A 12,043-nucleotide genomic window follows, 5' to 3' on the forward strand; every position below is an offset into this window, starting at 1 on the left:
CGATTTGATGCATCAATCATCGCGTCGGGAATACCTGTACAAATTTATGTTCTTGTACAAGTATCATTCATACGCGCTGACGCACAATCACGGAGCCGAGCAATGACACGTCTACTGGTTTCATTAGTATTGGTGTTGAGTTTGGGCAGTTGCGCCAACGTAGGCGTCGAGCGCTACGTTGACCAACAGCCGCAGCTGGACCTGGAGCGTTTCTTCAGCAAGCCCGTCAAAGCCTGGGGCATTTTCCAGAAGCGTTCCGGTGAGGTCACCAAGCGCTTTGAAGTGGCTATCGCCAGCCGGCGCGAGGGCAACGCCTTGATTCTCGACGAGCGTTTTCTGTACAGCGACGGCACGCGTCAACAACGTGTGTGGACGCTGACACCGGATGGCCCGGGGCGCTGGAAGGGCCGGGCGGGTGATGTGGTCGGCGAGGCGATCGGCGAAGTGGCAGGTAACGCGCTGCGTTGGCGCTACAGGCTCAACCTGCCGGTGGACGGTTCGGTCTACGAGGTGAGCTTTGATGACTGGATGTACCTGATGGACGAGGACACCCTGATCAACCGCTCCAGCATGACCAAGTTCGGCGTCGAATGGGGCCAGGTCACGCTGTTCTTTCGTCGCCAATGAATGACCCGCAGTGAGGGTGAAACATGAACCTGCAAATGCTGACTGAGTTGGCCATGAACGGTGAAGTTCGCGAGCTGGAGTTACTGTCACTGGAAGGTGGCTTCTACATCGCGCGCATCAGGCTGGATAACGTTGAGATGACACTGCACGGCGATGACGCCAAGCCGCTGCGCATCGGCTCCACCACGCATTTGCGCAGCCTGTTGCAACGGGTTCCACCACTGGTGCAGCACTGCGTGCACGATGAAATGTGCGGTGTGCGGGAAGGACCGATTGGCGCATTGCGCATTCCGTTTTCGCTGGACTCGTCCCTGTAAGATTTGGAATTTGTTGGCTCCCCTCCCCCTTGGTATGGGCGGCCTGGGAAGGCAAGCCTATTCAGTACTTAGGCGACTTGATCCACGCGGTCCTGCGCCGCTTCCACCAGCATCAGCCCCAACTCGATCATTTGCTGAATCGCAAGGGCCAGGTAGCGCTGTTGGGAGGGCAGGGTTTCGGCGAACTCACTGGTCATGGCTCCCGCGCCGGCGATGGTTTCGTAGGCGTTGGCGAGCAGTGCTTCGGTGTTGGCTTCGGGACGGACGCTGAACAGTTTTACGGATGGATTACATGAGTCATTACACATCTGTTGATCCTCGGTAAGGACCACCACCCAAAAGGTTAGGGTGGCAGCTGTACGCAGGTTAGTAGACCGGAAACTTCCTCGAAAACCGGCGCGCCCGAAGACGCCCTGCGCACAGCTACCAATAGATTCAGGCACTGAAATGCCTGACTGCAAGGACAGCCATACGCCGAGGAAATTTTTTATCGAGCTACTAAACCCGACCGCTGATAGGCAGCGGCAGACGAACCTTAAAGAGGTCGCCCAAGACGCACAACTCGGACGATTCTGATCGTTGTGTAGGCAATGCCGCAAGGTTCAAGAGCACACCCCGATCCTGCATTTATCACTCATCGATCATCCCCCGCCGCACCACCCACGCCAACGGCAACGTCACCAGCAACACCCCCGCCAATACCATCACCGCCAACGACACGCCCAACGCATCCCCCACCCCGCCGAACACCACCGGCGCCAGCGCACCACCCCCAATGGTGCCGGTGTAGAACACCGCAAACGCCTGCTCCCGCTTCCCCGCGCCCGCCAGATCTGGCACGGCACCGTACAGCACCGAAGACGTACCGTTGAGCACCAGGCCCAATAACGGCAGCATCGCCATCAACCCGGCCAGCGGCACATACACGGCGGCAACGATCAGCAACACGGTGCTGGTTTCCGTCAGCCACACGGTTTTCATCATGCCGATGCGCGCCCCCAGGTAACCGCAGAGCAATTTGCCGAATGCGCCCCCGATAAACAGCAGCGTCAGGGCCAGGCCGATACCGGCAGTGCCCGCGCCTTTCGCTTGCAGCAGAAAGGGCAGGAAGGTGAGAAAACCCATGCGCACGGCGCTGTCGAGGGTGCCGGTGAGAATCAACGCGCGCAGGCCGGTGACGGAGACGCTTGCGCTGAAAGGCTTGGTGTTTTTTGTAGAAGTGGATTCGGATACTTGCGTAGGAACCAACCACCACAGCAGCCCCGCCGCCGCCAAGCCGAGTAACCCCAGCAACGTCGCGCCGGCACGCCAGCTGATGACGGTGAGCAGCAGGCCAACCAAACCCGGTATCAGCGTTTTGCCGATATCGCCGGAAAAGTTGTACTGGGACAATGCCTGCTTGATTCCGCCACCGTCCTCGTAGGCGTCGCTGATCATCGAAGAGGCCAGCGGATGTTGGGTGCTGGCGCCCAAGCCACCTAACAGAAGTGCCAGTAGCAACATCACCCATCCAGTGGCTTGGCCCACCATTAGATAAGCCGCACCGGCAAGTGCTGTGCCGCCCACCAGCATCGATACCCGGCCCCAGCGTTTCGCGGCGCCGCTGGCCATGAGTTGAAACACTGCCATCATCCCGGAATAAGCACCGCGTAACAGTCCGATCTGGGCGTAGGACAGCGCAAACTGCGCCTGCCAGATTGGGAGTAGCACGTAGATGACATCGGTAAGGCCATCATGCACGGCATGGGCACTGCAGCCGGCGATCAAGGTACGGCGGCGGTTTGAGATGTCGTTCATGGCGTCGCGATCAGTTGAGGTTTAACGGGCTTCCAGCCAGTGAGCGCGATCAACAAGGTCAACATCTGGAAGGCGATAATCAGCACCACACACCCGGCCCAGCCCCAACGCTCCCAAATCAACGCTGGCACAATCGCACCGCAACTGCCGCCCAGGTAGTAACAGGTGAGGTAAACGCCCACGGCGCCTGCTTTGTTGTCACCTGCGGTCGCGGTGGTGAATGCGTTGGCCGCCGCCTGGGCCAGGAACACGCCAGTCGAGCTGAGCGCCAGGCCTGTAACGATGCACCACAAAGAGGGCAACAGCGTCAGCGCGGAGCCGGTAATACCCAGCACCGCAGCCACGCTCAGCAGTTCAGCATGAGGCCGGGCCTTGCTGAGGCGGCCGGCGATGGGGATCACGATCAGCGCCAGCAGGAACACCATGTACAGCGTACCCAGAGCCGCAGGCCCCAGGCTGAACGGCGGTAACCCGAGATACAAACCTGCGTAGGTAAACGCCGCCACCTGGGAAAACAGCACGCAAAAACCTACCGCGTAGGCAGCCAATAAAGGCTTGCGAAAAACCGCCGAAAACGCAGTTTCAACCCTCACGGATCGCGCACGGCTGACCGGCAACAGGAACTGGATAAACCCACCCACCATCAGGCTTAGCACCGCCATCAATTCAAAGGCTTCGCGCCAGCCCACGTACTCCGTCATCACACCCGTGACGAAGCGCCCGGCAAACCCACCCAACACCGTCCCGGCCACGTAAAGACTGGTGACCTCCGTGACCGTGCCGCCACGCCAGCGGTCGCCGATGTACGCCACGCTGGTAGCGAACAGCACCGGGATCAGCATGCCTTCCACAAACCGCCACACCAGCACCTCGGCAAAGCTGCCGGCATAGGCTGTCATCAACGCAGGCACCGCCAGCAACAACGCCGCAGCGCTGATCACCGTGCGTTGCTCAAAGCGCCCGGTCAGCCGGCTGACGAAAGGCGCCGTGATCGCCACCGCCAAGGTCGTCACGGTGATACTCCACCCCGCCGCCTTGGCGCTGATGTGAAACTGCGCGGCGAATGTCTGGAGAATGCTCTGGGTGGCATACAGGTTGAGAAACGCCGCGCAGCCACACAGGAACAGGGCAAGACGGGCACAATGCAGGCGCGGTTTCATGAAACCTCTCGTTTTATTTTGTGAGGTCTTTATAGAATGGCCGGCAGGTCTGGAACCAATACCGATTTCGGACCGATCGATACCCAAGGATCAGGATGCTCGACTTACGCAAGCTGCGTTACTTTCTGACGGTCGCCGAGGAATTGCACTTCGGCCGCGCGGCCATTCGCCTGCACTTGGCGCAGCCGCCGCTGACACGCCAGATCTCGGCGCTGGAGACCGAGTTGGGCTTCAAGTTGTTTGATCGCACCAGTCGCACGGTCAGCCTCACCGCGCAAGGCCGCTCGTTCCTGCCCTACGCCCGTGGTGTGCTGGAGCAGGTTGAGTTGGCGCAAGTGATCGCCGGCAAACTGGCGGCGGGCACTGCGGGGCAACTGACGCTGGGGTACGTGAGTTCGATCGCGCTGTCGGACCGGTTCAGCCAGGCGATCCAGGCGTTTGCCCTGCGTTTTCCCGATGTGCAATTGACCCTGGTGGAATGTGCCTCCGGCAGCCTGGGCGCGCAGGTGGCGGATGGGCGGCTGGATATCGGTTTGAGTCGCCTGTTGCCGCAAGATGAAGCGGTGCAAGCGCTGTCCCTGGGCGAAGAAAGGTTGGTGGCCGCTGTGTCCAGTGAGAGCCCGTTGGCCCGTCAGCCGAGCGTCAACCTGGCGCAGCTCAGTGCCTACCCGTTGATCCTGTTTCCGGCGGATTATGGATCGGGGCTCAACCAGTCCATCGAGCAGCTGTATCGACATCACGGCCAGCCTTTGCGCCCGGGCCCGACCGGGCGGCAGATCACGTCGATCATTGCGCTGGTGGCCGCCGGACAAGGTGTGGCGTTGGTGCCGGCATGTACGCAGAGTTTGATGAATAAAGGCGTGACGTACCGGCCTCTGGTGGAAGTGGATGCGTGTGCTCAGTTGTTGGTATTAACCCGTACTGAAACAAAAAGTGTGCTGGTTGATGCGTTTCTCGCCGTCATTGCGCAGCCCCTACACACGCGGTAACTCGATAGCAAAACCTCGCAATACCTCTCCCCGACGCCATTCCTACGCCCTCATACACTCTAATTACCGCCTACCCCAAAGACCGGTCATCGACCACTGGTAGGTAGAGTGTTGATAATTTCTTTTCAGTGGTTATAGTCACCACCAACACACACCACAAGGAGGTGTTGTGGATAGCCGATATTTGATAGGTCACATCGTTGCGGACGGTTGGTATCTGGCGCGTATCAGAGGGAGTCATCATCACTTCAAGCACCCGACTAAACCGGGGCTGGTGACGATTCCACATCCAAAGAAGGACCTGTTGGACAAGACCGCCAAGAGCATTTTGAAACAAGCTCTGTTGATTTAAGCGTCCGTGGAGGACAACAGACATGCTTTACCCGATTGCAATTTCAACCGGTGACGAGGATCACGCCTGGGGCGTGGAAGTGCCGGATATTCCTGGTTGTTATTCCGCCGGTGACGACTTGGACGACGCCATGGCCATGGCCCGCGAAGCCATTGAAGGGCACTTCGAGATCCTGGCCGAAGACGGTGCGCCGATTCCCAGTGCGCAGAAGGTCACCCTGCATGCCGCCAACCCCCAGTACGCAGGCTGCACCTGGGCCGTGGTAGACATTGATGTCACCAAGTATCTGGGCAAGGCGCAGAAGCTCAACATCACGTTGCCGGGTTACCTGCTGAACCGCATCGATGAATATGTACTGCACCATCCGGAAGAAAAAAGCCGCTCGGGGTTTCTGGCGTCGGCGGCGCTTAAAGTGCTGCAACAGGAGGGGTAACGAATGGCTCTACTGGCGGCGTTGAATTTGATCGCAAGAAACGTAGTTTGCCGATCAGCGCTCCCCTCTAGACTCCCACTGCACCCACCTTCAGGAGCCCGATCATGCCCTACGAATACAAGCTCATGCCCTCCCCTGTCGGCCAACTCACCCTGGTGGCACGCGACGGCAAACTCAGCGCCATCCTGTGGGAAACCGAACGCGCCAACCGTGTGCGCCTGGGACAATTGTACGAGGCGCCTGAAAGCCCGGTGCTGTTGGAAACCGAGCGTCAATTGCAGGAGTACTTCGCTGGCAACCGCCACCAATTCGAGCTGGAACTGGACTTCGCCGGCACCGATTTCCAGAAACAGGTCTGGCAGGCCTTGCTGACCATTCCCTTCGGCGAAACCCGCAGCTACAGCCAGATCGCCCAACAGATCGGCAACCCGAAAGCCGTGCGCGCAGTCGGTGCGGCCAATGGCCGTAACCCCATCTCGATCATTGCGCCGTGTCATCGGGTCATTGGTGCGTCAGGCGGGCTGACCGGCTTTGCGGGAGGCTTGGAAGCCAAGCAGTATCTGCTGGCGCTGGAAGGTACAGGCCAGGCTGAATTGGCGTTCTGAAGACGCACAGCAAATGTAAAAAGAAATTTCAGAGAGTCCCTGCGGTCCATTATTTCATCACCCCTTCCTAGGAAAACGGTCATGAAATTCTCCGCAGTCTCCCAATCCCTGTCCCGTTGGGCCGGCAGCCCGCGCACGTTCTACGCGGCGGTGGCGTTGATCCTGGCGTGGAGCCTGAGCGGGCCGTATTTCCACTACAACGATACGTGGCAACTGATCATCAACACCTCGACCACCATCATCACGTTCCTGATGGTGTTCCTGATCCAGAACACGCAAAACCGCGACAACGACATCCTGCATATCAAGATCGATGAACTGCTGCGCGTGTCCAAGGATGCACAGAATGCCGTACTCAGCCTGGATGGCCTGGATCGCAAGGAACTGGAAAAACTGCGCCAGGAATACCGCAGCATCGGCAACACCGGCACGGTGAGCCTGAACAGCAGCTGCGGTCATGCCGCCGACGATGCGGCACCGACCAAAACCGATTTGAACCAGGCATGAAAAAACGGCGGTTGGATCTGATCCAACCGCCGTTGTTTTATTTCAGATGACGAACTTAACCGTCGCCTTGATGACCTTTACCGTAAGTCGATGCCAAGGCCCGAGCCTTCTGCAAACGCTCTTCCAGCTTGGGCAGCGTCTCGTCGACCAGCGCTTTTATTTCCGGCACATCCGACGCCGCGCCTTCCTGTTTGAACAGCGCGATGGCGTCTTCATTTTCCTTCACCTGCTGCGCTGTGTAGGCCGCATCAAACGAGTCGCCGTCCTTGAGTTCGGGCATCAGGGTTTCGGCTTTGTCGACGATCTTTTCGCGCGGTGCCACCGGCAGGTCGAGCTTCTTGGCAATGGCCGCTAGGTGCTGGTTGGCCAGGGTGCGCTCGTTGATCACCTCGATGGTGTAGTCCTTGATCTCCTGGGACGAGGTCTTGGCGTGGGCCATGCGACTGGTTTCGATATCGGCCATACCCTTGGCCGAAGCCTGCTCGATGAATTCAGCAGGCGACTGGGCGAAAGCATTGCTGGCGCCGAGGCCCAGCAGCATCGCGAAACTGGCGGTGCGTAACCGGATAGCCATGCGGCTCATGATGGGTTCCTCCAGGCTGAAAATAAGGGCGGGGGAACACACCCCGCCCTCAATTCGAATTTTCAGGGCGGCAAAGGTTTAGAAAAAACTCGCCAGTGCGACGAACGGTCATCGTCAAATCAAGCGGGTTTGCTGCCAAACAGGCCCGGCAACGCGTGCGCCAGGGCGTTGATGGCGAAGCCGATAAACATCACACCACAGAGCTTGGTGATCAGGATTTCATGGCGTTGATACACCGTACGCACCCGCTGCGCGCCGACCACGCCGATCAGGATCGCGTAGGCCAGCAGGCCGCCGACGAAGCTGAGGAAGATCAACGACGGCAGCATCGACCAGGTCAGCAACTCGGCACGGCTCGACAACAACGCCGTAAACGTCGCCACCGCCACCGGGTACGCCTTGGGGTTGGTCAGGCCGAACAGAATGCCATGCCAGAACGGATGCCGTGCCGCGCCCTGGGGCGCATCACTGCTGCGACGCTGGGTGCGAATCGCGCGCCAGCCGAGCCAGAACAGGTACAGGCCGCTGAGTACGCCGAGCACATCAAACGCACTGCTGCCCACTTCCCGCGCGCCGACGATAGCGATCAGCGCCGTGGAGCACCACACCACATCCCCCAGCAGATGCCCGCACAAGAAACCCGCCCCGGCCCTGCGACCACGGGCGGCGCCGATACCAAACACGGCCAACACCCCCGGCCCCGGGGTAATACCGTAGATGAAACCTGAAGCGAGGACGGCGAGCAGCAAGGATGGGGTCATGGGCGCGACTCAAACGGAGGGTTAAGAGGTGGATGGATTCTGCACGTTCCCGCGCTACGGGTAAAACGTCATTCCGGCATAAGGCTTGGCGCGACAGGCTTGCAGCCTTGAGGCCAGGTCACCGACGTGGGCTTCGAGCTTGTGGCCATCGGGGTCGAGAAAATAGAACGAGGCACCTTCACTGCGGTTGTCGCGCCATTCTTCTACCTGCGCTGCTCGCAGGCGCTCTACGAACCTGGTGAAGTCAGCCGCAGCCACGGTAAACGCGTAATGGGAGTAATCGGCGGCCGGCTTCGAGTCGCGCAGCGGATCGAGCGATAAGCACAACCAAAGGCCCGGCAGTGAGAGATAGGCGCCAGCGTCCCAGGTGGCGTCGAGGTGAAGTTGCAGCAGCTCACGGTAGAAACGGATGCTGCGCGGCAAGTCGGTGACGGCCAGGGTCAGGTGGTTGAAGCCTGAGAGCATGGATACTCCTTTTACAATCAGAACGCCCCCTGACGAACGGGGGAAACCAGGGACACGGTGACAATGTAGTATGTTGCACTACATGTCACTACAACGAGGTCGTCATGTCTGTCATGTCCCTACGTATACCGGAAGATATCGCCGATACGCTTGCCAGTCTCGCCAAGGCCACCGGGCGCAGCAAATCCTTTCTGGCGGTAGACGCATTGCGCGAATACCTCACGCGCGAAGCCTGGCAAATTGAGGAAATTCAAAAAGCACTGAAAGAAGCGGATGCGGGCGATTTCGCTACCGCTGCCGAGGTAGAAGCTGTCACTGACAAATGGCGCACTAATGCAGGTTGATTGGCTGAGGGCAGCCCTCAGGAACCTTGACGAAGAAGCCGCTTATATTGCTGAAGAAAATCCAAAAGCTGCCCACGAATTTGTCCAGGCAATCTTGACTGGGCTCCAACAGATTGCTGAATTTCCAGCGATGGGAAAAGAGGGACGCGTGCCAGGGACTCGCGAATGGGTCGTGCCTAGATGGCCCTACATTGTCCCGTATCGCATCCGAGAGGGCCGATTGCAAGTCATGCGGATCTTCCATACCCGGCGCCAGCCACCCGCATCCTGGTGATGAAGGCTCAGATTTGTAACACCCCCTGCACCTGCCCAATCAACCACTGCAACCCCGAATCCCCACCTCGCCGTGCATGCCACGCCAGCTCGAACGCAAACGACGGAATATGAAAGGGCGGCGGCACCGCCAGCAAATGCTCTTGATCAACATCCAGCAAGCCTCGGGAAGACACGGTCAGGATCAAGTCCGTGCCGCGGATCAACTGCGGCGCCACACCCCAGTGCGGCAGGCTGATCGCCACATGCCGACGCTCGCGAATCGCTGTCAGCGCCCGCTCGATTTCCGGCGTGCCGCTGCCGCGCATTTCCAGCAATACATGGGGACGTGACAGGTAGGTGGGCAGATCCAGTGTGCCGCTTGCCGCAAGGCTGTCGCGGTCGACCAGGCAGGTGTAGTGCTCTTCGAACAATGGCGTAGTCCGCAGTTCGGCGGGCATGTCGGGGAATACGCCAGCCGCCAGGTCGAGATCGCCATTGAGCACCCCGTCCACCATGCCCTCCCGGCTGGCCTGGATGATTTGCAGGTCGATACCCGGTGCTTCGCGGCGCAGCACTCGCACCAGGTCGGGTAGGAAAATCGCCGCGCTGTAGTCAGACATCGCCACGCGAAACCTGCGCTTGGCCGACGCCGGGTCAAAGCGATTCGGCGCCAGCAAGGCCTGCACCTGGGCCAGGGCTTCGGCCAGTGGCGTGGCCAACTCCAGCGCGCGGGCAGTCGGCACCAGGCTCCCACCTTGGCGCACCAGCAGCGCATCACCGAGCAGGTCACGCAAACGCGCCAGCGCGTGGCTGACTGCCGGCTGGCTCAGGTGCAAACGCTCAGCCGCACGGGTGACGTGTTGCTCGCTGAGCAAGGCGTCGAGGATCACCAGCAGGTTGAGGTCGATGCGGCGCAGATCATTCATCAGCTGCATGCTCGGCATAAGAACTTGGAATTTAAATTTGCGCGACGAATAGCCTAGAGTCCAGCAAAACCTCTGGGAGATTCGACATGACTACGCTGCATTGGGTGGGTTTATTGGCGCTGGCGGTCATCGCCGGCGCGGTGGTGCCGTTTCAAAGTGCGATCAACGCCAACCTCGGACGCGGCCTAGGCCATCCGCTGTGGGCCACTCTGGCGTCGTTGCTGGTGAGTATCATCGTGTTACTGCCGGTGATTCTGGCGCTGCGCCTGCCGTTGCCGAGCCTGGCGTTTATCAGCAAGGCGCCGTTGTGGATGTGGGCCGGTGGCGCGTTTGGCGTGTGTTTTATTTCCCTGGCGTTGATGCTGTTGCCCAAGCTCGGCGCCTCGGGATTTATCGCACTGGCCATGGCCGGGCAGATTCTGGCGTCGCTGGTGCTGGATCACTTCGGCCTGTTCGGCCTGGTGGAGCGCCAACTGACAACGCCCCGCGTGCTGGGGGCGTTGTTGTTGATCGGCGGCGTGGTGTTGATTCAGTTCAGCGCCACGCCCGCTCGCGCCTTGGCAACCGCTGGCTGATCAGCCCTTATCGAGGGTGCGCAGTTTTTGCGGCAAGCCCCACAGCAGCAAGGCTGCCGCCAACAGTGCACACACGCCAATCACATACAGCGCCGGCGTGGTGCTGCCGGTGAGGTCCTTGATCCGCCCCACCATCACCGGGCTGACAATGCCACCAAACTGGCCGAGGGTATTGATCACCGCAATACCACCCGCCGCGCCGGCGCCAGCACCGGCCAGCAACTTGGGTGGCAGGGTCCAGAAGGTCGGGATCGAAGCGATGATGCCCGCGCCCAACATACCCAGGGCGATGATCAGGAAGGTGGTGTGATCGGCAAAAATACCGGCACTGAAGAAGCCCACCGCGCCGAGCACCACCAGGCCACAGACGAACTTGCGCCGCTCGCCCGTGGCATCCGACAGCCGCCCGATCACCACCATGCTGATGGCACCACACACATAGGGAATCGCCGTGAGCAGGCCGATCGTCACCGGGCTCTGGGTGCCGGCACTGCGGATCAACTGCGGCGCCCAGAAGTTGAGGCCGTAGGACGCCACCTGGATCAGGAAGTAGATGAAGCCGAGCATCAGGAACCCAGGAATACGGATCGCCGACAGCAAAGAGCCACCGTGCTGGTTCGGCTCATGCTTGGCGATGCGGCTCGCCAGCAAGGTCTTCTCCGCCGCCGTCAGCCAATGGGCGTCTTCGATGCGGTCCTTGAGCAAGGTCAGCACCAGGAAACCCAGGCCGATGCACGGCAAACCACCGAGCAGGAATAACCAGTGCCAGCCGCGCATCTGGAAGACGCCGTCGAGGTGTTCCAGCACCAGGCCGGAGAACGGTGCGCCCACCAGGCCCGCAAAGGCCGAGGCCAGGAATAGCATCGAGGTGATGCGCCCACGGAAATGCTGCGGGAACCACAGGGTCAGGTAATACAGCACACCAGGCGCGAAACCCGCCTCCATGGCGCCGATCAGAAAGCGCAGCGCATAGAACTGCCATTCGGCCGTGACAAACACCATGGCCGCCGTCGCCAGCCCCCACGACATCATGATCCGTGCAATCCAGCGCCGCGCGCCGACCTTGTACAGCATCATGTTGCTCGGCACTTCGAAGATCACATACCCCACCACAAACAACCCGGCACCGAGGCCATAGGCGGTGTCGCTCAGGCTCAGGTCAGCCTGCAACTGGAACTTGGCGAAGCTGATGTTGATCCGGTCAAAAAACGCGAACAGATAGCACACCATGATCAGCGGCATCAGGCGCCAGGCGACCTTGCTGACCAGGGCTTTTTCGGCATCGATTTCAGCGGCCGGGCGCGCGCCGGCCTCCAACGTATTAGTGCTCATGGTTTCTCTCCAGCG

Annotated in this window: 18 protein-coding genes; 10 read left to right on the plus strand and 8 right to left on the minus strand. The window is 60.1% G+C overall.

Annotated elements, in window-relative coordinates:
* Nucleotides 1–102: 102 nt before the first annotated feature.
* On the plus strand, nt 103–627 hold the full coding sequence (locus ACP7BX_RS02550) for a DUF3833 domain-containing protein (RefSeq protein ID WP_426129642.1): 525 nt from the start codon (nt 103–105) through the stop codon (nt 625–627).
* A gap of 23 nt (nt 628–650) precedes the next feature.
* Nucleotides 651–944, plus strand: coding sequence for a DUF6482 family protein (locus ACP7BX_RS02555; protein ID WP_426129644.1), 294 nt, complete (start codon nt 651–653; stop codon nt 942–944).
* 68 nt (nt 945–1,012) lie between these two features.
* Here the strand turns inward: ACP7BX_RS02555 and ACP7BX_RS02560 are convergent, their stop codons facing one another.
* From ACP7BX_RS02560 to ACP7BX_RS02570, 3 genes are all read right to left on the minus strand, one after another.
* Complete coding sequence (locus ACP7BX_RS02560) at nt 1,013–1,252, minus strand: DUF6124 family protein (RefSeq protein WP_426129646.1); 240 nt, start codon at nt 1,250–1,252, stop codon at nt 1,013–1,015.
* 322 nt (nt 1,253–1,574) lie between these two features.
* Nucleotides 1,575–2,741 (minus strand): MFS transporter, encoded by a 1,167-nt coding sequence (locus tag ACP7BX_RS02565; protein WP_426129648.1) that lies wholly within the window; start codon nt 2,739–2,741, stop codon nt 1,575–1,577.
* Nucleotides 2,738–3,901, minus strand: coding sequence for an MFS transporter (locus tag ACP7BX_RS02570; RefSeq protein WP_426129650.1), 1,164 nt, complete (start codon nt 3,899–3,901; stop codon nt 2,738–2,740). The genes ACP7BX_RS02565 and ACP7BX_RS02570 overlap by 4 nt, the downstream gene beginning before the upstream one ends.
* A gap of 95 nt (nt 3,902–3,996) precedes the next feature.
* Between ACP7BX_RS02570 and ACP7BX_RS02575 the strand changes: the two genes are divergently transcribed.
* The 5 genes from ACP7BX_RS02575 to ACP7BX_RS02595 all read left to right on the plus strand — a co-directional run bounded on the left by ACP7BX_RS02575 (nt 3,997) and on the right by ACP7BX_RS02595 (nt 6,787).
* Nucleotides 3,997–4,890 (plus strand): LysR family transcriptional regulator, encoded by an 894-nt coding sequence (locus tag ACP7BX_RS02575; protein WP_061435651.1) that lies wholly within the window; start codon nt 3,997–3,999, stop codon nt 4,888–4,890.
* Between the two features lie 169 nt (nt 4,891–5,059).
* Nucleotides 5,060–5,242 carry a type II toxin-antitoxin system HicA family toxin gene (locus ACP7BX_RS02580; RefSeq protein WP_426129652.1) on the plus strand — a complete coding sequence of 61 codons (183 nt, stop codon included), beginning with the start codon at nt 5,060–5,062 and terminating at the stop codon, nt 5,240–5,242.
* A 22-nt stretch (nt 5,243–5,264) separates the two neighbouring features.
* Nucleotides 5,265–5,675, plus strand: coding sequence for a type II toxin-antitoxin system HicB family antitoxin (locus tag ACP7BX_RS02585; RefSeq protein WP_033902677.1), 411 nt, complete (start codon nt 5,265–5,267; stop codon nt 5,673–5,675).
* 104 nt (nt 5,676–5,779) lie between these two features.
* Nucleotides 5,780–6,280, plus strand: a complete 501-nt coding sequence (locus tag ACP7BX_RS02590) for a methylated-DNA--[protein]-cysteine S-methyltransferase (RefSeq protein WP_033902678.1) — start codon at nt 5,780–5,782, stop codon at nt 6,278–6,280.
* 81 nt (nt 6,281–6,361) lie between these two features.
* Nucleotides 6,362–6,787 (plus strand): low affinity iron permease family protein, encoded by a 426-nt coding sequence (locus ACP7BX_RS02595; RefSeq protein WP_038842343.1) that lies wholly within the window; start codon nt 6,362–6,364, stop codon nt 6,785–6,787.
* A gap of 55 nt (nt 6,788–6,842) precedes the next feature.
* Here the strand turns inward: ACP7BX_RS02595 and ACP7BX_RS02600 are convergent, their stop codons facing one another.
* The 3 genes from ACP7BX_RS02600 to fos all read right to left on the minus strand — a co-directional run bounded on the left by ACP7BX_RS02600 (nt 6,843) and on the right by fos (nt 8,596).
* Entirely contained in the window at nt 6,843–7,370 is a 528-nt protein-coding gene (locus ACP7BX_RS02600; protein WP_016975135.1) for a DUF4142 domain-containing protein, read from the minus strand.
* A 119-nt stretch (nt 7,371–7,489) separates the two neighbouring features.
* Nucleotides 7,490–8,131, minus strand: coding sequence for a LysE family translocator (locus tag ACP7BX_RS02605; protein ID WP_033902680.1), 642 nt, complete (start codon nt 8,129–8,131; stop codon nt 7,490–7,492).
* Between the two features lie 54 nt (nt 8,132–8,185).
* Complete coding sequence (gene fos / locus ACP7BX_RS02610) at nt 8,186–8,596, minus strand: fosfomycin resistance glutathione transferase (RefSeq protein ID WP_033902681.1); 411 nt, start codon at nt 8,594–8,596, stop codon at nt 8,186–8,188.
* 104 nt (nt 8,597–8,700) lie between these two features.
* Between fos and ACP7BX_RS02615 the strand changes: the two genes are divergently transcribed.
* Nucleotides 8,701–8,940, plus strand: coding sequence for a CopG family ribbon-helix-helix protein (locus ACP7BX_RS02615; RefSeq protein WP_426129656.1), 240 nt, complete (start codon nt 8,701–8,703; stop codon nt 8,938–8,940).
* Entirely contained in the window at nt 8,930–9,214 is a 285-nt protein-coding gene (locus tag ACP7BX_RS02620; RefSeq protein WP_426129658.1) for a type II toxin-antitoxin system RelE/ParE family toxin, read from the plus strand. The genes ACP7BX_RS02615 and ACP7BX_RS02620 overlap by 11 nt, the downstream gene beginning before the upstream one ends.
* 7 nt (nt 9,215–9,221) lie before the next feature.
* On the opposite strand, the gene ACP7BX_RS02625 is transcribed toward ACP7BX_RS02620, so the two are convergent.
* Entirely contained in the window at nt 9,222–10,130 is a 909-nt protein-coding gene (locus tag ACP7BX_RS02625) for a LysR family transcriptional regulator (RefSeq protein WP_426129660.1), read from the minus strand.
* A 77-nt stretch (nt 10,131–10,207) separates the two neighbouring features.
* Between ACP7BX_RS02625 and ACP7BX_RS02630 the strand changes: the two genes are divergently transcribed.
* Nucleotides 10,208–10,696: a DMT family transporter gene (locus ACP7BX_RS02630; RefSeq protein WP_038842331.1), complete on the plus strand. Its 489-nt coding sequence runs from the start codon at nt 10,208–10,210 to the stop codon at nt 10,694–10,696.
* Here the strand turns inward: ACP7BX_RS02630 and ACP7BX_RS02635 are convergent, their stop codons facing one another.
* Complete coding sequence (locus ACP7BX_RS02635; RefSeq protein WP_426129662.1) at nt 10,697–12,028, minus strand: MFS transporter; 1,332 nt, start codon at nt 12,026–12,028, stop codon at nt 10,697–10,699.
* Between the last annotated feature and the right edge of the window lie 15 nt (nt 12,029–12,043).

Origin of the sequence: Pseudomonas sp. DWP3-1-3b3, from assembly GCF_049896305.1 — a bacterium.
In the GTDB taxonomy this organism is placed as follows: domain Bacteria; phylum Pseudomonadota; class Gammaproteobacteria; order Pseudomonadales; family Pseudomonadaceae; genus Aquipseudomonas; species Aquipseudomonas azotoformans_A.